Here is a 22639-nt window from a genome sequence, read left to right as displayed (position 1 = left end):
GCAGGTCAGCGAGGGAGGCCGAAGGCCCGTACCGGAGTGTCCGGGGCCTGCCGGCGCGCCGCCAGGGAGCCGAGCACCGTGATCGCCACGACACCGGCCACCGCCAGCAGCCCGACGCCGACCGTTCCGGCCCAGCCGCCGGAGTGGAAGGCCACCGCGCCGACCGTGCTGCCCGCGCTGGAGCCGACGTAGTAGGCGGACTGGTACAGCGCCGAGGCCTGGGCGCGGCCGTGCGTGGCCGTCTTGCCGACCGCCGAGGACGCCACCGCGTGCCCGGCGAAGAACCCCGCCGTGATCAGCACCAGGCCCAGCAGGACCAGCGGCAGGGAGGGGGCGAGGGACAGCAGCAGGCCCGCCGCCGTCGTGCCGCCGCCCAGGTACAGCGCCCCGCGGCGGCCGAGGCGGCCCACCAGCCGGCCCGCCGTCGACGCCGAGACCGTGCCCACCAGGTAGACCAGGAAGATCGAGCCGATCAGGCCCTGCGGCAGCGAGAACGGCGCCTCCGCCAGGCGGTAGCCGATCACCGTGTAGACGCCGCCGAAGACCGTCATGAACAGCGCCCCGATGGCGTACAGCCGCCGCAGCAGCGGGTTCGCGAGGTGGTCGCGGACCGTGCGGACCAGGACGCGCGGGCGCAGCGAGCCCGGCGTGAAGTGCTTCGGCGCCGGCAGCAGCATCCGGAAGGCCACCGCGCACGCCACCGCCACGACGCCGATCACGCCGACGGCGACCCGCCAGCCCCACTCCTGGGCCACCCAGCCGGTGATGACCCGGCCGCTCATCCCGCCCACGCTGTTGCCCGCGACGAACAGGCCGATCGCGGTGACCAGCGCCCGCGGCGTGACCTCCTCCGCCAGGTACGCCGTCGCCGAGGCCGGCAGTCCGGCCAGCGCCGCGCCCTGCACCGCGCGCAGCGCGACGAGCGCCGGCAGCGACGGGGCGAAGGGGACCAGCAGCCCGACGGTCACCGCGACCGCCAGCGACGCCGTCATGACCGTACGCCGTCCGAAGCGCTCCGACAGCGCGCTCATCGGCAGCACGAACACCGCGAGGCCACCGGTCGCGGCGGCCACCGTCCAGCTCGCGTCGCTCGCGGTGACGCCCATGTCGCCCGAGATCAGCGGCAGCAGTGCCTGGGTGGAGTACAGGAGCGCGAAGGTCGCGACGCCCGCCAGGAACAGGGCGAGGCTCATCCGGCGGTAGCCGGGGCCGCCCGGGGTCATCCGGGAGTCGGCGACGGGGGCGGAGGGGGGAGCGGAGGCGGAGACGGATGCAGCGGCGCCCACGGCGGTGGACGCCCCGGTATCGGCGGGAGTCATGCTGCGACGGTACGAAGAGCGTCACTCATCCGTCCAATGCATGGAATGGCCATAATCGTTCCCATGGTGCATCAGCAAAGCTCACAGGCCCGCCTGTCACCGTCCGGTGACACAGAAGACATCGTCGCGCTGCTCGCGCCCCGCCTCGCGCACTTCGCCGGCGTCGCCCGCACCGAGCACGTCACCCGGGCCGCCCAGGAGATGAACGTCCCCCAGTCGACCCTCTCCCGCGCCCTCGTCCGCCTCGAAGCGGACCTGGGCGTCGACCTGTTCGTGCGCCGCGGCCGCACCCTCGCGCTGACCGTCGCCGGACGCACCTTCCTCGGCTCCGTCGAACGCGCCCTCGCCGAGGTCGAGCGCGCCGCCGACGAGGTCCGCGCGGACGCCGACCCGGCCACCGGCAAGGTCGCTTTCGGCTTCCTGCACACCATGGGCGCCGAAACCGTCCCGGGCCTGCTGCACGCCTTCCGCGCCGACCACCCCCGCGTCCGCTTCAGCCTCGTCCAGAACTACGGGGAGGCCATGCTGGAGCGCCTGCGCGCCGGCGAGCTCGACCTCTGCCTGACCTCCCCGGTCCCGGACGCCCCCGACCTGGTCGCCCGCCGCCTGGACGAGCAGAAGCTGCGCCTGGTCGTGCCGGCCGACCATTCCCTGGCCGGGCGCAGGCGCATCCGCCTCGCCGAGGCCGCCGACGAGGCCTTTGTGACCCTGGAGCCCGGCTACGGCCTGCGCCGCATCACCGACGCCCTGTGCAAGGAGGCCGGTTTCCGGCCCAAGGTGGCCTTCGAGGGGGAGGAGGCGGAGACGCTCCGCGGCCTGGTCGCGGCGGGCCTCGGGGTCGCCCTGCTGCCGCCGCCCGCCGTGCCCCGCCCCGGCGTGGTCGAACTGACGGTGACGGCCCCGCGCGCGGCCCGCGAGATCGGCGTGGCCTGGCTGGCGGGCCGCACGGACACGCCCCCGGTGGCCGCGTTCAAGAAGTTCCTGCTGTCGAGGCGGGGCCACCTGCTCCCGTCCTGACCCCGGCCCGCCGGGACCCGGAGTGCCTGCCGCCGTCCCGAAGTCCCCACGCCCCCCGGTCCCTACCGCCGCAACGACTTCCCGAACCCCACCGCCAGCGGCATCCGCAGCCCCAGCGGCGGGGGAGCGGCCAGCGCGTCCTCCACCGGCCGCGAGAACGAGTGCCCGAACAGCACACCCATCACGAAGTCCTCGGTGAGCGCGGCGACTTCCTCCCGGTAGTGCCGCAAGCCGTGCCCGTCGGAGTGCACTTCGAACCGGCACACCGCACGGTTCGCCTTCTTCGCCCGGGAGGCCAGCCGGAACGACAGCTCGGGGTCGCTGCGCTCGTCGTTCGTGCCGTGCACGATCAGTACCCGGCGCCCGGCGAGCTGCTTCACCGGTTCGGGTGGGGCGGCCACGTCCTCGTCGGGCAGCCAAGGGGCGATCGCCAGCGCCGAGTTGACGGCATCGTGTCCGGCGGCGCGCAGTGCGGCCCGCCCGCCCATGTCGACGCCGACCAGGCAGACGGGGACGTCGCCGTAGCGCCGTACGGCCTCGTCGGCGGCCCAGTCGGCGTCCCGGGCGAGGTGGGCCTCGGCGCCGTTCCAGCCCCGGTAGCGGTAGTGCACGACGTGTGCGGCCAGGCCCTCGTCCCGTCCCGCGCGCGCGAGCCGACGCCCCAACGCGCGTACGGACGCGGCCGCCAGCAGCGGAGACGGCTTGCGGCTGGACACCTCGTCGCCGCCGGGGAGCAGCAGCACCACCCCGCTCACCGCCGTCCCCTCCGGACCGAGCGTTCGCCCCAGCCGGGCCTGGCGGACCGGCGTCGCTTGCTGTGCCATGGCAGAACATTCTCAGAAGACCGGGTGTACGCCACCCGTCATCGCAGTCACCGTTACATATCGGCGAGCACGTACACCGCGGCCCCGTATCCGGTCCGCTTTCCGTGTCCGTGCGTTCACCTCACGTTCTACGCGCGTAGGCGTTAGAGTGCGGAAATGACGAGCCAGAGCACCGCGAAGACCACCGCGAAGACTCCGACGCCGGACCAGATCCGCCGGGCGCCGAAGGTTCTGCTGCACGACCATCTCGACGGCGGGCTGCGTCCCGGCACGGTCGTCGAACTCGCCCGCGCGACCGGCTACTCGGCACTCCCCGAGACCGATGCCGACCGGCTCGGCGTCTGGTTCCGCCAGGCCGCCGACTCCGGGTCGCTGGAGCGGTACCTGGAGACCTTCTCGCACACCGTCGGCGTCATGCAGACCCGCGACGCCCTGGTCCGGGTCGCCGCCGAGTGCGCCGAGGACCTCGCCGAGGACGGCGTCGTCTACGCCGAGGTGCGGTACGCCCCCGAGCAGCACCTGGAGGGCGGGCTCAGCCTCGAAGAGGTCGTCGAGGCCGTCAACGAGGGCTTCCGGGAGGGCGAGCGGCGCGCGCGGGACAACGGTCACCGCATCCGCGTCGGCGCCCTGCTCACCGCCATGCGGCACGCCGCCCGCGCCCTGGAGATCGCCGAGCTGGCCAACCGCTACCGCGACCTGGGCGTCGTCGGCTTCGACATCGCGGGCGCCGAGGCCGGTTACCCGCCCACCCGGCACCTGGACGCCTTCGAGTACCTCAAGCGCGAGAACAACCACTTCACCATCCACGCCGGCGAGGCCTTCGGGCTGCCGTCCATCTGGCAGGCCCTGCAGTGGTGCGGCGCCGACCGGCTCGGGCACGGCGTGCGCATCATCGACGACATCCAGGTCCAGGAGGACGGCACGGTCAAGCTCGGGCGGCTCGCCTCGTACGTCCGGGACAAGCGCATCCCGCTGGAGCTGTGCCCCAGCTCCAACCTCCAGACCGGGGCCGCGGACTCGTATGCCGAGCACCCGATCGGGCTGCTGCGTCGGTTGCACTTCCGTGCCACCGTCAACACGGACAACCGGCTGATGTCCCACACCGGTATGAGCCGGGAATTCGAGCACCTTGTCGACGCGTTCGGTTACACGCTCGACGACATGCAGTGGTTCTCCGTCAATGCGATGAAATCAGCGTTCATTCCTTTCGATGAACGACTGACCATGATCAATGACGTGATCAAGCCCGGTTATGCGGAGCTGAAGTCCGAATGGCTGTTCCAGCAGACGGCTTCCACCAGCGGTTCTTCACGGATCGAGGGCTGAGCGCCAGCCGACGGTAATACGGAAATGCGGACGGGCTTTCACAATCCGTCCGCATTTCGATGTTTGCCGTGAGGGGTGCCGCGTGTTTACGTTCAAGGACCGCTCACATCCCCGTCATCCCATTTCGAGGACGCATTTCATGAAGCAGTCTGCTGCCAAGACCCTCGGTGTCGCCGCCCTCGGTGCCGCCTTCGCCGCCGCCGGCGCGGGCGCGGCCACCGCGGCCCCGGAACTCCCGGACACCGCCCAGACGGTGGACTCGGTCGCCCGCACGCTCCCCGCGGAGACCGTCTCCCAGGTGGTGCCCGGCGCGGGCAACATCCTGGAGCAGGGCCGCCACGTCTCCGGCGTGGGTCTGACCGCCGCACAGCCGGTCGTCGAGCAGGTAGTCGAACAGCAGCTCTCCGAGGGCCCGACGAAGCCGGTCGCCGGTCTGCTCGGCGGCCTGCCGGCCAAGGGCCTGCCCACCCAGGGCCTGCCGGTCAACGGCCTCCCGATCGGCGGCTGAGCCCGCCTCCCCGCCTCTCCCCACGCGCCGACGGGGCGCACCCGGTGTTCCGGGTGCGCCCCATCGGTGTACCAGAGGGGAGGTACGTCCATCGGGCCGCCGTCACGGCCCGTACGGGCCCGTCACCAGGCCGTACGGGCGGCCTTCTCCTCGGACGGCAGCAGGAGCCACAGGGCGAGGTAGAGCAGGAACTGCGGGCCGGGCAGCAGGCAGGAGACCACGAAGATCACCCGCATCGTGGTGGTGGAGGTGCCGAAGCGCCGGGCCAGCGCGGCGCACACTCCGCCGATCATGCGGCCGTTGGTGGGGCGGGCGAGGCGGGACATCGCGGCTCCTTCGTGAGCGTGTGGTGGGGCTGCCGAACGGCTTCCCCTTCATCTGCCTTCCACGCTACGGAGACGAACGGAACAAAGCGTCGCTCTACGGGGCGATACCGACCCTGGGAATCGTCGGGGTCCGACCCTGAGTGGGCTCATCCCGGGGAACGTCCTTCCGGCGCCCCCGCTCGGACCTGCGACGGAGCCGGGCCCGGCCCGCGGGGACGAGGGCGAGGTGCGCGAGGGCCACGCCCGCCGTGTTCAGCAGCAGCGAGTCGACGTCGACGACCTGACCGGGCACCCCGGTCTGCAGCAGTTCGATGCCCAGTGACAGCAGGGCCGCCGCCGCCACGGTGCGCGACAGGGAGGCCAGCGGCCTGACGGTGAGCCTGCCGCCCGCCATCGGCAGCAGCACGCCCAGCGGCGCCAGCAGGGCGAGCGACCCGCCGATGGCCCGGGCCGCCGCGGGCCAGCCGAGCGCCAGGTCGGCGCGGACCCCGTCGAGCGGCTGCAGGTTGGGAGGCAGTATCCAGGGGACGTCCAGCGGCCGCAGCGTGTACCAGGCGACGAACGCGAGATGTGCGACCAGGAGGACACCTCCTGTCACACGGATGCGGAGCGCGGCGCTGCCGCCGAGGAACCCATGACGCTGCACGCATCCCTAGACGCGGCCGCCGCCGCACTCGGTTCCGGCCCCTCCCCCGCAAGGGTGAGGCTTGCGCCACATGGCCCCCGTGGCTGTCCCCGAGCCCGCCCCGGCCCCTGCCGCGCGTTGCGGAGCCGTCAGCCGTTCGTGACCTCGCCCGCCGGCGGTTCGTTGCTGCCCGGCCGGGCACGGACCTCGTCCGTGCAGACGTAGCGGCGTGCGGACGGGTCGCCGGGGCCGGCCAGGACGACGGAGCCGTCGCTTTCGCCCGCGGCCGAGTCGGACAAGGTGCAGACGACCTGGGCGAGGGCGTACGACGTGAGGTCGTCGGGGGCGATGTCGAGCCGCAGCGTGTCCTCCGGGTCGCCGGGGCGCGGGCCGGTCACGGTGACGCCGCGGCGTACGTCCGTGGTGTACCCGGCCTCCTTCTCCGCGGCCGACGGCGACGCCGCGAGCTCGTTCAGCAGCCCCTGGGCCACCAGGACCCGCCGCCCGGAGTCCACGCCGTCCGGCACCCGTACCGTCCGGTCCACGGCCACCAGCGACGAGCCGCACAGCAGGAAGACCTGCACCGGCACGCCGGGCGCGGCCTGCGTCGACACGTCCGGCTCGGTGAGCGAGCAGCGCACCCGCGAGGGTGCGGGACCGTAGTCCGTGGGCACCTCGGTGGCCCGGATGCCGCACCCGGCGAGCAGCGCGGCCAGCACGGCCAGCCCGGGCAGTGCCGACAGGCGGCGTACGGTCATCAGACCTGTCCCTTCGCGTCCTTGCCCGTGCTCCCGTCACCCGAGGTGTCCCCGGCGTCCTCGTCCGCCGGCGGGTCCTGCGGTAGCCGCAGTGTGAACACCGCACCACCTTCGGGGGAGTTCTCGGCGGTGATCCCACCGCCGTGGATGTGCGCGTTCTCCAGGGCGATGGACAGGCCGAGCCCGCTGCCCTCGGAGCGCGGCCGGGAGGCGCTCGCCTTGTAGAAGCGGTCGAAGACGTGCGGCAGGACGTCCTCGGGGATGCCGGGCCCGTGGTCCCGCACCCGGATGACCACCTCGTCGTCCGCCCGCGCCACCGACACCCGCACCGGCGACCCGCCGTGCTTGAGCGCGTTGCCGATCAGGTTGGCCAGGATCACGTCCAGGCGGCGCGGGTCGAGACGGGCGTGGATGCCGCGCTCGGCGTCCAGGTCGACGGCGTCCAGCCAGGCGCGGGCGTCGACGCAGGCGGTGATCTGGTCGGCGACGTCGACGTCGTCCAGGACCAGCCGGGCGGTGCCCGCGTCGAAGCGGGTGACCTCCATCAGGTTCTCCACGAGGTCGTTCAGCCGCCGCGTCTCGCTGACCACCAGCCGCACGGCGGGCTCGATCATCGGGTCGAAGCCGCCGCCCTCGAACTCCAGCTCCTCCTCCAGCACCTCCGTGACGGCGGTGATCGCCGTCAGCGGCGTGCGCAGCTCATGGCTCATGTCCGCCACGAAGCGCCGTGAGGCCTGCTCCCGGCCCGCCATGTCCGCGACCCGCTTCTCCAGCGCCTCGGCGGCGCTGTTGAACGTCCGGGACAGATCGGCCAGTTCGTCGGTGCCGGACACGCGCAGCCGGGTGTCCAGCCTGCCCTCGCCGAGGCGGCGCGCCGCGACCCCGAGCCGGTGCACCGGCTTCAGCACGGTCGTCGCCAGCGCCTGCGCGAGCAGCGCGGAGCCGAGCAGGGCGAGCGCGGTGGCGATCCCCAGCGACCAGGCGAGCGAGTTCAGGTCCTTGGCCTCCGGTTCCAGCGACTTGAGCATGTAGCCGGTGGCCCCGCCGCCGATCACCTTCGTGCCGGCCACCAGGTAGGGGGTGTCGTCCTCGGTGATCCGCTGCCAGTACAGGTGGTACGGGTGCTTGTTGGCGGAGGTGACCTTCTGCTCCTTGTTCACCGCCGTGCGCAGGGACTCGGGCACGGCGGAGAGCGCGAACCCGCCCAGGCCGCCGGAACTGCCGTACACGGTCTCGCCGGCGGCGTTCTCGGCGACCAGCAGCACGCTGAACCGCTGGCTGCTGTTGGCCATCTGCCCCGCGGTGTGCTGCAACTCGTCCTGGCTGGGGCGCTCGGGCAGCGCGCCCGCCCGGTTCTGCATCTCCCGCTCGAAGTCGCGCAGCACGGCGTCCTGGGCGCGGGTGAGCACCGCCTCCCGGTTCAGCCAGTAGGCGATGCCGGACGCGGACACGGCGGCGGTGAGCGCGACGAGACCGAAGACGAGGACCAGCCGCAGGCGCAGGCTGGTGAAGCGCAGCCAGGACCAGACTCCCTTGCGAGCCGCGACCCAGCCGCGTGAACCCCCCTGGTGTTCCTGTGTCACTGAGGCGGATCCAGCCGGTAGCCGACACCCCGCACGGTACGGATCAGGGTCGGGGACGACGGCACGTCCTCGACCTTGGCGCGCAGCCGCTGCACGCAGGCGTCCACCAGCCGGGAGTCACCGAGGTAGTCGTGCTCCCACACCAGCCGCAGCAGCTGCTGCCGGGACAGCGCCTGCCCCGGCCGCCGGCTCAGTTCGAGCAGCAGCCGCAGCTCGGTCGGCGTGAGCTGGAGATCCTCGCCGTTCTTCGTCACGGTCATCGCCGACCGGTCGATGACCAGGCCGCCGAAGCTCGCCGAGTCGGTCGACTCCCGCTCCCCGCGCCGCAGCACGGCCCGGATACGGGCGTCCAGCACCCGGCCCTGGACGGGTTTGACGACGTAGTCGTCGGCGCCCGACTCGAGACCGACGACCACGTCGATGTCGTCGTTGCGCGCGGTCAGCAGGATGATCGGCAGCTGGTCGGTGCGCCGGATGCGACGGCACACCTCGAAACCGTCGATGCCGGGCAGCATCACGTCCAGCACGATCAGGTCCGGCCGCTGCTCGCGCAGCAGCTTCAGACCGTCCTCACCGCTGGCAGCGGTGGCCACCCGGTGGCCCTGGCGGGTCAGGGAGAGCTCCAGGGCCGTACGGATGGCGTCGTCGTCCTCGATCAGCAACAGGGAAGGCACGGGCTCATTCTGGCCCATGGAGGGGGTGCGGTTCGACCTGTGGGTCCGGATGGGGTCCCGCCACGCCGCCGGACCCTGTGAAGGAACGGTGGTGCGAACGTGACGGACCCCTGTGACAGGTCTGTGACAGTCGGCGGACACGGCCATGAAGTCGCCGCGGCAGGCTTTTCGTCACAGGCAACACCGGAAGTCCACGACGGGAGGCGCGAGATGAACACGCTGCACGGCACCAGCACCAGCGCAGTGGTCACGCGTCTGCACGACGTGCACGCACACCGGTCCGAGAAGTCCGGTGCCGTGAGCGGGCGGGGGTGCGCTCGCGGCACCGGGCGTCAGCACACCGCGTACATGGCGGTGGTCGACGCCCACCAGGGGGAGACGCACGGGGGGACCGCGTACGGGGAGGCAGAGGGGGAGCGTCGCTCGCTGTCGGAGGCGGAGTTCACCGCCTACGTCCGGGAGCGCCGCGCCTCCCTGTACGCCACCGCCTACCACCTCACCGGCGACCGCTTCGAGGCCGAGGACCTGCTGCAGAGCGCGCTGTTCTCGACGTACCGGGCGTGGGAGCGGATCAGTGACAAGGCGGCGGTCGGCGGGTATCTCCGCCGCACCATGACCAACCTGCACATCAGCGCCTGGCGGCGTCGCAAGCTCAACGAGTACCCGACCGAGGAACTGCCGGAGACGGCCGGCGACACGGACGCGATGCGCGGCACCGAACTGCGCACGGTCCTGTGGCAGGCGCTGGCCCGGCTGCCCGAACTCCAGCGCACCATGCTGGTCCTTCGCTACTACGAGGGCCGCACGGACCCGGAGATCGCGGACATCCTCGACATCAGTGTCGGCACGGTGAAGTCCAGCATCTGGCGGTCGCTCCGCCGGCTGCGCGAGGACGAGGTCCTCAGCTTCGGCCGTGACCGGGAGGACGCCTTCGGCGAGTTGGTCGCCTGAAGGACGGCGGGCCGGGGGGCCCGCGAAAAAAAGTAGGAGCCGGGGTGTATCAGGGGGAGGATGCCGGGCTCTTACTCACGGGGAAGCACCACGGGGGAACAACGGGGGGACACGGGGGAAGCACGGGGGAGCACAAGGAGAGCGGGACTGGAGGGCCGGGGGGTCCGTCCAGTCCCGCTTCTCTGTGTGCGGGCGCGCGTTACGCGGCCGTACGCGCCGTGGCGCACCGGCCCGCCGCCGCGGCGGCCAGGCGGCCCATCGCCTCGTCCCGGTCGCAGGCGTGGGCGCCCAGGGCCGTCTGGCGGGCGATGACCGACCGCTCCTGCCGCATCAGCCGCCAACCGCGGCGCACCAGGAACGGCACGGACTTGCGGCCCTCCCGCAGATCCCGCAGGAAGCGGCGACGGAAGGTCGTCAGCGGGCCACGGCTCAGGCACAGGGCGTCGGCGAGAACGCCCAGCTCCCGGCAGCGTGCCACGATTTCGGCGGCGAAGATGCCCTCCGCGAGGAACAGCGGGGTGCGTCCGATGTCGATCGTCTCCTCGCCGGTCCGGGCGCTGAGCGAGAGGTCGTAGAGGGGCACACGCGTACGGCCGGTGCGGCACAGTTCCGTGATGGCCGCGACGGCCGTGTCCGCGTCCCACGACCCCGGGTGGTCCCAGTCGATGTCGGAGCTCTGCGGCACCAGCGGCAGCGTCGGGTCGGTGCCCTCCTTGTAGAAGTCGTCGAGCCGCAGCACCGGAAGGCCGGAGCGGGCGGCGAGGAGGGACTTGCCGGAGCCGGAAGGGCCGCAGAGCAGCACGACTCGCGTCGGTATGGGCGGATGGGAGCTCACGGGACACCAGTCTGAGGCATCGAACGGCCGCCGTACGACCCCGCGGGTCGGCTTTGAAGTGCGCGTCACACCTTGATTACGGTGCGCGGTGACCTGATCACTGTTCGCACTGTTAGCACGGTGGTCCGTAGCAACTCACACCAAGAGGTGGCAGCAGCGATGGCTCGACACGCGTCCCCCCGCACCCCGCACGCCCAGCGCGCCCTGGTCGTCCTCGCGACCGCCGGAGCGGCCCTGGGCGCGGGCGCGGTCACGGCCTGGGCGGAAGGCGGCGAGACCATCGCCGGCCTGGCGCACACCCGCCCCACCTCGATGGGCAACATCGATCCGCAAGCGGGCCTCCAGGCGGCGACCGGCATGGTCGGCTACGTGACCGGCCCGGTCGCGGACCTCAAGCCCAACCCGCTGGCCGGTACCGGCGTCGACCCGCTGGACAACGGCGTCGGCACGAAGGTCGCCGACTTCCAGCCGCTCACCTCGACGGCACTGACCGGCCCGGTCGCGCAGGCCCAGTCCCTGGGCGGCGTACCGGTGGCGGGGCAGGCGACGCAGCTGCTGCGCTGACGCCGCCTGTGCAAGTCGGGCCGTGATCTCCTGGAGGGAGGTCGCGGCCCTTTGACTGGTGCGGCCGTTCAGGCGGTCCGGCCGAGGTGGGTTACGACGATACGGATCACGTCGTCCTCGATGATGTACAGAACCCGGTAGTCGCCGACGTGGAGGCGTCGCACGTCGGGTGATCCGTAAGGGACGGAACCTCGTGGGCGGGGCTGAGTGCTGAGGGCGTCGACGGCTTCGTAGACGGCGGACAGGCCACTGGGGTCTTCTTTGAGAAGACGTGCGGCCGCGTTGGTCGCGCGAGGCTCCCAGATGATCTCGTAGGCCACTTACCGCAGCCCCAGCATCCGGCCGACTTCCTCGTGCGGGATTCCTGGCTCCAGCGTTCCCTCCGCCTTGCGCCGCTGGTAGTCGGCAACCGCCAGTGCATCTTCCAGGTCCTCTATCACCTGCGGTGACACGAGAAGGGCGGCCACGTGCCCGTGGTCGGTGAGCGCGATGGTCTCGCGGCCGTGGGCTGCACGGCGCACGAGGTCGCCGAGCTGGGAGCGGGCAGCGCTGATGGCGATCTCAGTCATGAGCACATGATGGCTCAACTGTAATCTTGTGGTCAACTCAGCGATGAAGTGAAACGAAGAGCCGTGCCCTCCCCGGACGGTGGGAGGGCACGGCTCGGTCGCGGTGCGGTGGTGCCGTGGCGGCTCAGTACGACGAACCCGACGCGCCCAGTGCGCCCGTCGGGTGCCAGACCGTCTTGGTCTCCAGGAACGCCGTCATGCGGTCGGTGCCGGGAGTCGCCGACCAGTCCACGTCGTCCACAGGCTGTGGACGGAGGACGCGCTTGAGGTTGTCCGCCGCGGCGACCTCCAGCTCCTTCGCCAGCGTCTCGTCGGCGCCCGCGAGGTCGATGGCGTTGACGTCCTGGTGCGAGGCGAGAGGGGTCGCGATCTCCGCCGTGCGGCCGGACAGGATGTTGACCACGCCGCCGGGGAGGTCGGAGGTGGCCAGCACCTCGCCGAGGGAGAGGGCCGGCAGCGGGGCCTTCTCGCTCGCGATCACGACCGCCGTGTTACCGGTGGCGATGACCGGGGCGACGACCGAGACCAGGCCCAGGAAGGACGACTCCTGCGGGGCGAGGACGGCGACCACGCCCGTCGGCTCCGGGGAGGACAGGTTGAAGAACGGGCCCGCGACCGGGTTGCCGCCGCCCACCACCTGGGCGATCTTGTCGGTCCAGCCGGCGTACCAGACCCAGCGGTCGATCGCGGCGTCGACCTGGAGGCTCGCCTTGGACTTCGACAGGCCCTCGGCGTCGGCGACCTCCGCGACGTACTGGTCGCGGCGGCCCTCCAGCATCTCGGCGATCCGGTAGAGGATCTGGCCGCGGTTGTACGCCGTCGCGCCGGACCAGCCGCCGAACGCCTTGCGCGCGGCGACCACCGCGTCACGGGCGTCCTTGCGGGAGGAGAGCGGGGCGTTCGCCAGCCACTTGCCCTTCGCGTCTGTCACCTCGTACACCCGGCCGCTCTCGGAACGCGGGAACTTCCCGCCGACGTACAGCTTGTAGGTCTTCAGCACATTGAGTCGCTCAGACATCGAGGTACGCCTCCAGGCCGTGGCGGCCGCCCTCGCGGCCGAAGCCCGACTCCTTGTAGCCGCCGAACGGCGACGTCGGGTCGAACTTGTTGAACGTGTTGGACCAGATCACACCCGCGCGGAGCTTGTTCGCGACCGCCAGGATGCGCGAGCCCTTCTCCGTCCAGATGCCGGCGGAGAGGCCGTACGGCGTGTTGTTGGCCTTGGCGACCGCCTCGTCGGGCGTACGGAAGGTCAGTACCGACAGGACCGGGCCGAAGATCTCGTCCCGGGCGACGGTGTGCGCCTGGGTGACGTTCGTGAAGAGCGTCGGGGCGAACCAGTAGCCGCTCTCCGGCATGTCGCAGGCCGGGGACCAGCGCTCGGCGCCCTCCGCCTCGCCCTGGTCGGCCAGCGCGGTGATCCGGGCCAGCTGCTCGGCGGAGTTGATGGCGCCGATGTCGGTGTTCTTGTCCAGCGGGTCGCCCAGGCGCAGGGTGGTGAGCCTGCGCTTGAGGGAGTCGAGCAGCTCGTCGTGGATCGACTCCTGGACCAGCAGGCGGGAGCCCGCGCAGCAGACCTGGCCCTGGTTGAAGAAGATGCCGTTGACGATGCCCTCGACGGCCTGGTCGATGGGGGCGTCGTCGAAGACGATGTTGGCGCCCTTGCCGCCGAGTTCGAGCGTCAGCTTCTTGCGGGTGCCCGCGACCGTGCGGGCGATCTGCTTGCCGACGGCCGTGGAGCCGGTGAAGGCGACCTTGTTCACGTCGGGGTGGGCGACCAGCGCGGCGCCCGCGCGGCCGTCGCCGGTGATGATGTTGACGACGCCCTTGGGCAGGCCGGCCTGACGGCAGATGTCCGCGAAGAAGAGGGCGGACAGGGGGGTCGTCTCGGCGGGCTTGAGGACGACCGTGTTGCCGGTCGCGAGCGCCGGGGCGATCTTCCACGCCAGCATCAGGAGGGGGAAGTTCCAGGGGATGACCTGGCCCGCGACGCCGAGGGGGCGCGGGTTCGCGCCGTAGCCGGCGTGGTCGAGCTTGTCGGCCCAGCCCGCGTAGTAGAAGAAGTGCGCGGCGACCAGGGGGAGGTCCGCGTCGCGGGTCTCCCTGATCGGCTTGCCGTTGTCGAGGGTTTCGAGGACGGCCAGCTCGCGGCTGCGTTCCTGGATGATGCGGGCGATGCGGAAGAGGTACTTCGCGCGCTCCGAGCCGGGGAGCGCCGACCACTTCTCGAACGCCTTGCGGGCGGCCTTCACCGCGCGGTCGACGTCCGCCTCACCGGCCTCGGCGACCTCGGAGAGGACCTCCTCGGTGGCCGGGGCGACCGTCTTGAAGACCTTGCCGTCGGCGGCCTCGGTGAACTCGCCGTCGATGAACAGGCCGTAGGACGCGGCGATGTCGACGACGGCGCGGGACTCGGGCGCCGGTGCGTACTCGAATGCAGATGCCATGGTGATCAGTCCACCGTCACGTAGTCGGGGCCGCTGTAGCGGCCCGTGGCCAGCTTCTGACGCTGCATCAGCAGGTCGTTCAGGAGCGAGGAGGCGCCGAAGCGGAACCAGTGGTTGTCCAGCCAGTCCCCGCCCGCGGTCTCGTTGACCAGGACGAGGAACTTGATCGCGTCCTTGGTGGTCCGGATGCCGCCGGCCGGCTTCACGCCGACCTGGACGCCGGTCTGCGCGCGGAAGTCGCGGACCGCCTCCAGCATCAGGAGGGTGTTGGCGGGCGTGGCGTTGACCGCGACCTTGCCGGTGGACGTCTTGATGAAGTCGGCGCCCGCCAGCATGCCGAGCCAGCTCGCGCGGCGGATGTTGTCGTACGTCGACAGCTCGCCGGTCTCGAAGATGACCTTCAGGCGGGCGGACGTACCGCAGGCTTCCCGTACGGCGACGATCTCGTCGTACACCTTCATGTAGTTCCCCGCGAGGAACGCGCCGCGGTCGATGACCATGTCGACCTCGTCGGCGCCCGCCGTCACGGCCTCGCGCACGTCGGCCAGCTTGACGGCCAGCGAGGCGCGGCCCGCCGGGAAGGCGGTGGCGACCGAGGCGACCTTGACGCCCGAGCCGGCGACGGCCGCCTTGGCGGCGGGCACCATGTCGGGGTAGACGCAGACGGCCGCCGTGGCGGGGGCCGTGCGGTCCGTCGGGTCGGGGCGGACCGCCTTCGCGCCGAGCGCCCGGACCTTGCCCGGGGTGTCCGCGCCTTCCAGCGTCGTCAGGTCGACCATCGAGATGGCGAGGTCGATGGCGTACGCCTTCGCGGTGGTCTTGATGGAACGGGTGCCGAGCGAGGCGGCGCGCGCCTCCAGGCCGACCGTGTCGACGCCGGGCAGCCCGTGGAGGAAGCGGCGCAGCGTGCTGTCGGACGCGGTGACGTCGGCGAGTCCGTGTGCGGGAACAGCGGATGCAGTGGTGGGCATGGTCACCAGGCGAGCATATCTACGCGCGTAGCGGCTGTACAGTCCCCTGCGCTCATTCTGCGGACCGGCACCGCCTATGAGCGTCCTCGGGGCCGTCGGGCACAATCGGCACCATGACGACCCCGGAGCCCCAGTCACCATCGCCGCAGCCGTCGGTACCCGTGTCCAAGGACCGGATCTACCGCTCGCCCGCGGGCCTCGCCGGCGGCGTTCTGCTGCTCGCGCTCGCCCTGTGGCTCGGCATCGACGCCCTGGTCGCGGGCGAGGGCCGCACTCCCTGGATGGCGCTCGCCGCGCTGCTGTTCCTGGTGCCGCTCGTCGCCGCCTACACCGTGCGGCCCGCCGTCTTCGCCAACGACGACCGGCTGCGGGTGCGCAATCCCTTCCGCGTGATCGTGCTGCCCTGGGGGCAGGTCGCCTCGTTCCGGTCCGGTTACTCCAACGAGGTCTTCACGGAGTCCGGCGACAAGTACCAGCTGTGGTCCATCCCCGTCTCGCTGCGCGGCCGCAAGAAGGCCGCTCGCCAGGAGTCGCGGCGGGCCTCCGGGGGCGGCCGGGGGCGCGGTGGCGTGCTCGGAGGCCTCGGCGGGGGCGGTGTGCGGGCCGGCACCGGTGGTGCCGGGGTCGGCGCGGCGGCGGCGGACGGGCCGGTGCGGGCGGAGACCGACAAGGTCATGGACGAGCTGCGCGAGACGCTGGAGGCACGCAAGCCGGCCGACACGTCGCAGGGCGAGGTGACGGTGCGCTGGGCGTACGAGATCGTCGCGCCGGTGGTGGCCGGGGCGGTGCTGCTCGCGGTGCTGCTGGGGACGGGCTGACGGGCTGACGGGCTGGCGTCCTGATGGGCTGACGTCCTGATGGGTTGACGGGCTGACGGTCCGGTCCGTGTGCCGGGCCGGACGCAGGGTGTGTCAGGGCGCGGCCGACCAGACCAGGAGCATGTACGCCCCGCAGTACGTGGAGCCCAGTACCGCCGCCGTCAGCACGAGTGCGCGGTGGCGCCCGGAGGCGCGGGACAGGTGCAGGGCCAGCGGCAGGAGCAGGGGGAAGGCCGGGAGCAGGAAGCGGGCCCGGGAGAAGTACACGCCGCCACTGCCCAGGACGATCGCCAGCATGACGCCCGTGAAGACCAGTAGAGCGACGGGCTGGCGGTCCCACACCGACAGGCCGAAGAGGACCACCGACGCGATCAGCGTGAGGGTCACCATCACCAGGAACAACTGTGGTGTCGGGTCGCGCCACAGCAGCCACCGGATCTGGTGCAGCGTCCGCAGGCCGCCGTCCAGCTCGTTGTACCAGAGCCGCTGTACGGCGAAGTAGCCGTCCCAGCGGCCCAGGCGCAGGCCCACCCAGCCGAGGTACGCGCACCAGCCGAGCGGCGCGAGGACCGCGGCCGCGAGGACGCGCGGGACGAGGGCGCGGTGGCGGACCAGGTGCAGTAGCGCCGTCACGGTGACCGCCGCCGCCACCGCGATGCCGGTCGGGCGGGTCAGCCCGGCGAGCGTGGCGAAGGCCGCCGCCCACAGCCAGCGGCCCGTGAGGACCGCGTACAGCGACCATGCCGCGCACGCCGTGAACAGCGATTCCGTGTAGCCCATCCACTGCACCGCGCCGACCGGGAACGCCGCCCACAGCGTGGTGAGGAGCACGCCGGCGCGGCGGCCGTGCAGGTGGTCGCCCACCGCGAAGATGCCCCACGCCGCGATGAGCGAGGCGACGACCGCGAGGCCGAGGCCCGTGGACGCGCGCGTGCCCGGGGTGAGTACCGCCACCGCCTTCACCAGCACCGGGTAGAGCGGGAAGAAGGCCAGGTTGTTGGCGTTGTGGGCGGTGCCGAGCTCGTCGTCGTAGCCGTGGTCGGCGATGGCGAGGTACCAGTCGGAGTCCCACTGCGCGGCGAGGTTCACCCAGAGGTCCTGGTGCCGGCGGGGGGCCCAGATCACGAGCACGAGCAGACCCGTGAGGCGTACGGCGAGATAGGAGCCGAGGGCGGGGGCGGCGTGGCGTGCGGCGCGGTGTGCGGCGCGCAGGACGCGCTGGGCGTGGGCGCGGGCGTTGCTCCGCGGGGGTGGAGTGGCGGTCGCGGGGGGCCGCGGGCGTCGGGTGCCGGGGATGTGTCCGCTGGGGGTGGTCTTGGGGGCGGTCGAGGACACGGCGGCGGCTCCCTGGTGGCTCGGCGGTGCGCGGACCGGTGACGCGTGCGTGTACCGGCGGTGCGTTTTCCGGTCCACCGTTGCCCGGGGGGTGGCTTCGGGAGGGGACGGCGGGTCAACGGGCGGGGGGAAATCACCCGATGGGGTGCCCCCGGGTGGGGGCACCCCATCGGGGTTCGGGTGTTCGGTCCCGTTTCGGTGTTCGGGTTTTCGGGTTTTCGGGAGTTTCGGCTGTCCGGGCTCGGGGTCAGATGCCCGCCGCGGCCGACAGGTCCCGCTTGAGCGCCGTCAGCAGGTCCGTCGCCTTCGCGCGGGCCTCGGGGAGGCCGGCGTGCGCCGTGACCGGGACGACCACCTCCAGATAGCACTTCAGCTTGGGCTCCGTACCGCTCGGGCGGACGATCACCCGGGCGCCGTCGAGGGTGTAGCGCAGGCCGTCCGTGGGCGGCAGCGTGTCCGTGCCCCGGGTGAGGTCCTCGGCCTTCGTGACGGCGAGGCCCGCGAGGCGGGTGGGGGGCTGTTCGCGCAGGCGGTGCATCGCGGCGGCGATGAGGGAGAGGTCCTCGACGCGGACCGAGAGCTGGTCGGTGGCGTGCAGGCCGTGCTCCACGGCGAGGTCGTCGAGGAGGTCGAGGAGGGTGCGGCCGGTCTCTTTGAGGGCGGAGGCCAGTTCCGTGATCAGGAGGGCCGCGGTGATGCCGTCCTTGTCGCGTACGCCTTCGGGGTCGACGCAGTAGCCGAGGGCCTCCTCGTAGCCGTAGCGCAGGCCCTCGACGCGGGCGATCCACTTGAAGCCGGTGAGGGTCTCCTCGTACGGGAGGTTCGCCTTCTCGGCGATGCGGCCGAGGAGGGAGGAGGAGACGATCGATTCCGCGAACGTGCCGTGCGCTCCGCGGGTGACCAGGTGGGCGGCGAGGAGGGCGCCGACCTCGTCGCCGCGGAGCATGCGCCAGTCGGTGCCGTCGTGGACCGCCACGGCGCAGCGGTCGGCGTCCGGGTCGTTGGCGATGACCAGGTCGGGGTCGGTCTCGCGGGCCTTCGCGAAGGCGAGGTCCATCGCGCCGGGCTCTTCCGGGTTGGGGAAGGCGACGGTGGGGAAGTCCGGGTCGGGGTCGGCCTGCTCGGTGACGAGGGCGGGCTCCGGGAAGCCGGCGCGGGCGAAGGCGGCGAGGAGGGTGTCCTTGCCGACGCCGTGCATCGCGGTGTACACGGTGCGGGCGGTGCGGGGGGAGCCCTCGGAGAGGACGGCGTCCGTGCGGGCGAGGTAGGCGTCGAGGACGTCGTCGCCGAGGGTCTGCCAGCCGGTGGTGGGGCGGGGGACGTCGTTCAGGGAGCGTACGGCGTCGATCTCCGCGGCGATCTCGGCGTCGGCGGGGGGCACGATCTGGGAGCCGTCGCCGAGGTAGACCTTGTAGCCGTTGTCGCGGGGCGGGTTGTGGCTGGCGGTGACCTCCACGCCGGCGACGGCGCCGAGGTGCCGTATGGCGAAGGCGAGGACGGGGGTGGGGAGGGGGCGGGGGAGGACGGCCGCCCTGAGACCGGCGCCGGTCATCACCGCGGCGGTGTCCCGGGCGAAGTCCTGCGACTTGTGGCGGGCGTCGTAGCCGATGACGACGAGACCGGCTGTGCCGCCCCCGTGGGGGGTTCCCTGCTTCTTGAGGTACGCGGCGAGGCCGGCGGCGGCTCGGATGACGACCGAGCGGTTCATGCGCATCGGGCCGGCGCCGAGTTCGCCCCGCAGGCCCGCGGTGCCGAACTGGAGGGTGCCGGAGAAACGTGCGGTGAGCTCGGCGTGGTCCTCGGCGTCGATGAGCTTGGCGAGTTCCGCGCGGGTGTCCGCGTCGGGGTCCTCGGCCAGCCATGCCGTGGCCCGTGCGAGGAGGTCGTCGTGCACGTCGGTCAGCCTCTCGTGTGTGGTCGTGATCTGTGCGGGGTGCCTGCGGCGGCCTGTGCGGGTTTTGTGGGGGTGCGGGTAGCGCGTTCTGTTTTGTTGTGGGTCGGGCCGTGCCGGGGGGTGTCCGTCCTCGGAACGGCGCGGAATCGGTCGGCCACGGAAGTGCCGGCGTTGACGCGCCAACCGCTGCGGGCGGACACCCCCCGACACGTCCCTTCGCGCCGTACGCGGTTCTCCGCCCGCGGCGCCGCCGCTGCGGGCAGTCGTGCCGCTGGGGCGGCACGGGTGGGCGCGGCGGCACCCCGCAGCGCCGGGCCGCGCACCCACCCCCGCCCACCGCACGCGCCGGGGCTACAACCGCCCAAGCACCTGCGTCAGCAGCGCACCCATCCGCGTGGCGGAGTCGCGGCCCGCCTGGAGGACCTCCTCGTGGTTGAGGGGCTCGCCCGTCATGCCCGCCGCGAGGTTGGTCACCAGGGAGATGCCCAGGACCTCCGCGCCGGCCTCGCGGGCGGCGATCGCCTCCAGGACCGTCGACATGCCCACCAGGTCGGCCCCGATGACGCGGGCCATGCGGATCTCGGCCGGCGTCTCGTAGTGCGGGCCGGGGAACTGGGCGTAGACGCCCTCCTCCAGCGTGGGGTCGACCTCCTTGCACAGGGCGCGCAGGCGGGGGGAGTAGAGGTCGGTGAGGTCGACGAAGTTGGCGCCGACGATGGGAGAGGTGGCGGTGAGGTTGATGTGGTCGCTGATCAGGACCGGCTGGCCGGGGCGCATGCCCTCGCGCAGGCCGCCGCAGCCGTTGGTCAGGATGATCGTCTTGGCGCCGGCGGCGACGGCCGTGCGGACACCGTGGGAGACGGCGGCCACGCCGTGGCCCTCGTAGTAGTGGGTGCGGCCCAGGAAGACCAGCGCGCGCTTGTCGCCGATGGAGTACGAGCGGATCTTGCCGCCGTGCCCCTCCACTGCGGGCTTGGGGAAGCCGGGCAGGTCGGTGACCTGGAGATCGGCCTCGGGGGCGCCCAGCGCGTCCACGGCCGGTGCCCAGCCGGAGCCCATCACGAGGGCTACGTCGTGGGTCTCGGCGCCGGTGAGTTCGCGCAGGCGGGCCGCGGCGGCGTCGGCGGCGGCGTAGGGGTCGCCCTGGATGTCGTCCGGAAGAAGAGATGCGTTCACGCCGAAGAGGGTAGCCGGTTTACGCCTACGCGCGTAGATGACAGAGCTCACGGGATTGCGATTGTTGTTTTGTTGCTTTTGACGAGGGGCCGTGGCTCAGCAGGGGCGCTTGCGGAGTTCCATGACGTAGTCGTGCGGCGCGCCGGCCGATTCCGCGGCGTCCGCCACCTCGCCCAGGTAGCGGGCGGAGGGCAGGCCGCCCTCGTAGGCGTTCAGGACGTACGTCCAGGCGTTCTCCTCGCCCTCCAGGGTGTGGACGCGGACGCGGGTGCGGCGGTATATGTCCAGCCCCACGCCCTCCCAGCGGTCCATCGAGTCCTCGTCCATCGGCGCGATCTCGTAGAGGGCCACGAAGACCTGGGAGATCGGGTCCTCGACGAGGGTCGCGAGTGCGCCCTCCCAGCCCATGTGGTCGCCCCCGAAGGTCAGCCGCCACCCGTTCAGCCAGCCGGTGGCGCGCAGCGGCGAGTGCGGGGCGCGGCGGGTCATCAACCGCGCGTCGAGGTTGCCGGCATAAGCGGCGTAGAGCGACATGGGGGAGAGGGTACGGCAGGGCCCCCGGGAGTCGCTCTTGTAACAGACGTGCCCCCGGGCGGCCCCACATTGAAGGGTGCGGGACAATGGAGTACGTGACTCGGATCGTGATCATTGGCGGCGGACCCGGCGGATACGAAGCGGCGCTGGTGGCCGCACAGCTCGGCGCGGAGGTGACCGTCGTCGACTGCGACGGTCTGGGCGGGGCATCGGTGCTGACCGACTGTGTGCCGTCCAAGACCCTCATCGCCACGGCCGAGGTGATGACCACCTTCGATTCGTCGTACGAGGAATTGGGGATCATCGTCGCCGACGACACCCCCCCCATGGAGCAGGCCGCCCGGGTGGTCGGCGTGGATCTGGGCAAGGTCAATCGGCGTGTGAAGCGGCTGGCCCTCGCCCAGTCGCACGACATCACCGCCTCCGTGACGCGCGCCGGAGCGCGGGTCATGCGCGGGCGCGGGCGGCTGGAGGGCATGCAGGCGCTCGACGGGTCGCGGAAGGTCGTGGTGCGTGCCGCCGACGGGAGTGAGGAGACGCTCACCGCGGACGCGGTGCTGATCGCGACCGGTGGGCATCCGAGGGAACTGCCGGACGCGCGGCCCGACGGGGAGCGCATCCTGAACTGGACCCAGGTCTACGACCTCGACGAGCTGCCCGAGGAACTCATCGTGGTCGGGTCGGGTGTGACCGGCGCCGAGTTCGCCGGTGCCTACCAGGCGCTGGGGTCGCGGGTCACCCTCGTGTCGTCGCGGGACCGGGTGCTGCCCGGTGAGGACCCGGACGCCGCCGCCGTGCTGGAGGACGTCTTCCGGCGGCGCGGCATGAATGTCATGTCGCGGTCGCGGGCCCAGTCCGCCAAGCGTGTCGGGGACCGCGTGGAGGTGACGCTCGCCGACGGGCGCGTCATCACCGGCTCGCACTGTCTGGTGGCCGTGGGCGCCATTCCCAACACCGAGGGGATGGGCCTGGAGGAGGCCGGGGTCAAGCTCAAGGACTCCGGGCACATCCGGACCGACCGGGTGTCGCGGACCTCCGCTCCCGGCGTGTACGCCGCCGGTGACGTGACCGGCATCTTCGCGCTCGCCTCGGTCGCCGCCATGCAGGGGCGTATCGCCATGTACCACTTCCTCGGGGACGCGGTCACCCCGCTGAACCTGAAGACCGTCTCGTCCAACGTCTTCACCGACCCCGAGATCGCCACCGTCGGGTACTCGCAGGCCGACGTCGACGCCGGCAAGATCGACGCCCGCGTGGTGAAGCTGCCGCTGCTGCGGAACCCGCGCGCCAAGATGCAGGGCATCCGGGACGGGTTCGTCAAGATCTTCTGCCGGCCGGGTACCGAGATCGTCGTGGGTGGTGTGGTCGTGGCGCCGCGCGCCTCGGAGCTCATCCATCCCATCTCGATCGCGGTCGACAACAACCTGACGGTCGAACAGATCGCGAACGCCTTCACCGTGTATCCCTCCCTTTCGGGGTCGATCGCGGAGGTTGCACGGCAGCTGCACACGCGCAAGGCCGGTGGCGAGAGCTAGCGACTGGGGCCGCGGCTGGAATCGACTCCCCGCTGGTCACGGGGAGTTGC

Annotated in this window: 24 protein-coding genes; 7 read left to right on the top strand and 17 right to left on the bottom strand. The window is 72.0% G+C overall.

Going from position 1 to position 22639, the window contains the following annotated elements:
• Positions 1–5: 5 nt before the first annotated feature.
• Complete coding sequence (locus tag ACFW48_RS30235; RefSeq protein WP_386320095.1) at positions 6–1319, bottom strand: MFS transporter; 1314 nt, start codon at positions 1317–1319, stop codon at positions 6–8.
• A 63-nt stretch (positions 1320–1382) separates the two neighbouring features.
• On the opposite strand from ACFW48_RS30235, the gene ACFW48_RS30230 reads away from it, so the two are divergent.
• Positions 1383–2336, top strand: a complete 954-nt coding sequence (locus ACFW48_RS30230) for a LysR family transcriptional regulator (protein WP_375921196.1) — start codon at positions 1383–1385, stop codon at positions 2334–2336.
• Between the two features lie 62 nt (positions 2337–2398).
• Here the strand turns inward: ACFW48_RS30230 and ACFW48_RS30225 are convergent, their stop codons facing one another.
• The gene (locus tag ACFW48_RS30225) at positions 2399–3160 is read right to left on the bottom strand and encodes an alpha/beta hydrolase (RefSeq protein ID WP_386320092.1); all 762 of its coding nucleotides are present in this window, start codon (positions 3158–3160) and stop codon (positions 2399–2401) included.
• 156 nt (positions 3161–3316) lie between these two features.
• On the opposite strand from ACFW48_RS30225, the gene ACFW48_RS30220 reads away from it, so the two are divergent.
• Positions 3317–4486, top strand: a complete 1170-nt coding sequence (locus tag ACFW48_RS30220; protein WP_386320090.1) for an adenosine deaminase — start codon at positions 3317–3319, stop codon at positions 4484–4486.
• A 139-nt stretch (positions 4487–4625) separates the two neighbouring features.
• Complete coding sequence (locus ACFW48_RS30215) at positions 4626–4994, top strand: ATP-binding protein (protein WP_310871579.1); 369 nt, start codon at positions 4626–4628, stop codon at positions 4992–4994.
• 122 nt (positions 4995–5116) lie between these two features.
• Here ACFW48_RS30215 and ACFW48_RS30210 read toward each other — a convergent pair whose 3' ends face one another.
• From ACFW48_RS30210 to afsQ1, 5 genes are all read right to left on the bottom strand, one after another.
• Positions 5117–5320 carry a PspC domain-containing protein gene (locus ACFW48_RS30210; protein WP_310871578.1) on the bottom strand — a complete coding sequence of 68 codons (204 nt, stop codon included), beginning with the start codon at positions 5318–5320 and terminating at the stop codon, positions 5117–5119.
• A 94-nt stretch (positions 5321–5414) separates the two neighbouring features.
• Positions 5415–5966: a VanZ family protein gene (locus tag ACFW48_RS30205; protein ID WP_386320088.1), complete on the bottom strand. Its 552-nt coding sequence runs from the start codon at positions 5964–5966 to the stop codon at positions 5415–5417.
• Positions 5967–6094: 128 nt separating this feature from the next.
• Complete coding sequence (locus ACFW48_RS30200; protein WP_386320085.1) at positions 6095–6703, bottom strand: hypothetical protein; 609 nt, start codon at positions 6701–6703, stop codon at positions 6095–6097.
• Positions 6703–8286: an ATP-binding protein gene (locus ACFW48_RS30195; RefSeq protein WP_386320083.1), complete on the bottom strand. Its 1584-nt coding sequence runs from the start codon at positions 8284–8286 to the stop codon at positions 6703–6705. The genes ACFW48_RS30200 and ACFW48_RS30195 overlap by 1 nt, the downstream gene beginning before the upstream one ends.
• Positions 8283–8960 carry a two-component system response regulator AfsQ1 gene (gene afsQ1 / locus ACFW48_RS30190; protein WP_055418182.1) on the bottom strand — a complete coding sequence of 226 codons (678 nt, stop codon included), beginning with the start codon at positions 8958–8960 and terminating at the stop codon, positions 8283–8285. The genes ACFW48_RS30195 and afsQ1 overlap by 4 nt, the downstream gene beginning before the upstream one ends.
• Positions 8961–9170: 210 nt before the next feature.
• On the opposite strand from afsQ1, the gene ACFW48_RS30185 reads away from it, so the two are divergent.
• Positions 9171–9911, top strand: a complete 741-nt coding sequence (locus ACFW48_RS30185; RefSeq protein ID WP_386320080.1) for a SigE family RNA polymerase sigma factor — start codon at positions 9171–9173, stop codon at positions 9909–9911.
• Positions 9912–10110: 199 nt separating this feature from the next.
• Here the strand turns inward: ACFW48_RS30185 and ACFW48_RS30180 are convergent, their stop codons facing one another.
• Positions 10111–10713: a uridine kinase gene (locus tag ACFW48_RS30180; RefSeq protein ID WP_386320173.1), complete on the bottom strand. Its 603-nt coding sequence runs from the start codon at positions 10711–10713 to the stop codon at positions 10111–10113.
• A gap of 192 nt (positions 10714–10905) precedes the next feature.
• Between ACFW48_RS30180 and ACFW48_RS30175 the strand changes: the two genes are divergently transcribed.
• On the top strand, positions 10906–11310 hold the full coding sequence (locus ACFW48_RS30175) for a hypothetical protein (protein ID WP_386320078.1): 405 nt from the start codon (positions 10906–10908) through the stop codon (positions 11308–11310).
• A gap of 68 nt (positions 11311–11378) precedes the next feature.
• On the opposite strand, the gene ACFW48_RS30170 is transcribed toward ACFW48_RS30175, so the two are convergent.
• From ACFW48_RS30170 to deoC, 5 genes are all read right to left on the bottom strand, one after another.
• Complete coding sequence (locus ACFW48_RS30170; protein ID WP_386320075.1) at positions 11379–11630, bottom strand: type II toxin-antitoxin system RelE/ParE family toxin; 252 nt, start codon at positions 11628–11630, stop codon at positions 11379–11381.
• Entirely contained in the window at positions 11631–11879 is a 249-nt protein-coding gene (locus ACFW48_RS30165; RefSeq protein ID WP_386320072.1) for a type II toxin-antitoxin system Phd/YefM family antitoxin, read from the bottom strand.
• Positions 11880–12003: 124 nt separating this feature from the next.
• The gene (locus ACFW48_RS30160) at positions 12004–12897 is read right to left on the bottom strand and encodes an aldehyde dehydrogenase family protein (RefSeq protein ID WP_386320070.1); all 894 of its coding nucleotides are present in this window, start codon (positions 12895–12897) and stop codon (positions 12004–12006) included.
• A complete protein-coding gene (locus ACFW48_RS30155) occupies positions 12890–14326 on the bottom strand; it encodes an aldehyde dehydrogenase family protein (protein ID WP_386320068.1) in 1437 nt (478 codons plus the stop codon). The genes ACFW48_RS30160 and ACFW48_RS30155 overlap by 8 nt, the downstream gene beginning before the upstream one ends.
• Positions 14327–14331: 5 nt before the next feature.
• Positions 14332–15297 (bottom strand): deoxyribose-phosphate aldolase, encoded by a 966-nt coding sequence (deoC, locus tag ACFW48_RS30150; RefSeq protein ID WP_337304142.1) that lies wholly within the window; start codon positions 15295–15297, stop codon positions 14332–14334.
• Positions 15298–15410: 113 nt separating this feature from the next.
• Here deoC and ACFW48_RS30145 point away from each other — a divergent pair, with 113 nt between their 5' ends.
• Positions 15411–16115 (top strand): PH domain-containing protein, encoded by a 705-nt coding sequence (locus ACFW48_RS30145; protein WP_386320066.1) that lies wholly within the window; start codon positions 15411–15413, stop codon positions 16113–16115.
• Positions 16116–16208: 93 nt separating this feature from the next.
• On the opposite strand, the gene ACFW48_RS30140 is transcribed toward ACFW48_RS30145, so the two are convergent.
• The 4 genes from ACFW48_RS30140 to ACFW48_RS30125 all read right to left on the bottom strand — a co-directional run bounded on the left by ACFW48_RS30140 (position 16209) and on the right by ACFW48_RS30125 (position 21054).
• Complete coding sequence (locus tag ACFW48_RS30140) at positions 16209–17450, bottom strand: hypothetical protein (protein WP_386320063.1); 1242 nt, start codon at positions 17448–17450, stop codon at positions 16209–16211.
• A gap of 247 nt (positions 17451–17697) precedes the next feature.
• Positions 17698–19344, bottom strand: coding sequence for a phospho-sugar mutase (locus ACFW48_RS30135; RefSeq protein WP_386320060.1), 1647 nt, complete (start codon positions 19342–19344; stop codon positions 17698–17700).
• 351 nt (positions 19345–19695) lie between these two features.
• A complete protein-coding gene (locus ACFW48_RS30130) occupies positions 19696–20520 on the bottom strand; it encodes a purine-nucleoside phosphorylase (protein WP_122615924.1) in 825 nt (274 codons plus the stop codon).
• 96 nt (positions 20521–20616) lie between these two features.
• The gene (locus tag ACFW48_RS30125; RefSeq protein WP_386320058.1) at positions 20617–21054 is read right to left on the bottom strand and encodes a gamma-glutamylcyclotransferase; all 438 of its coding nucleotides are present in this window, start codon (positions 21052–21054) and stop codon (positions 20617–20619) included.
• Positions 21055–21140: 86 nt separating this feature from the next.
• Between ACFW48_RS30125 and ACFW48_RS30120 the strand changes: the two genes are divergently transcribed.
• Positions 21141–22589, top strand: a complete 1449-nt coding sequence (locus tag ACFW48_RS30120; RefSeq protein ID WP_386320056.1) for an NAD(P)H-quinone dehydrogenase — start codon at positions 21141–21143, stop codon at positions 22587–22589.
• Positions 22590–22639: the final 50 nt, after the last annotated feature.

The organism is Streptomyces sp. NPDC058812 (assembly GCF_042744565.1).
Classification (GTDB): domain Bacteria; phylum Actinomycetota; class Actinomycetes; order Streptomycetales; family Streptomycetaceae; genus Streptomyces; species Streptomyces thinghirensis.
Note: the sequence above shows the minus strand (reverse complement) of the source record. Positions and strands in the feature narration are given on the sequence as shown.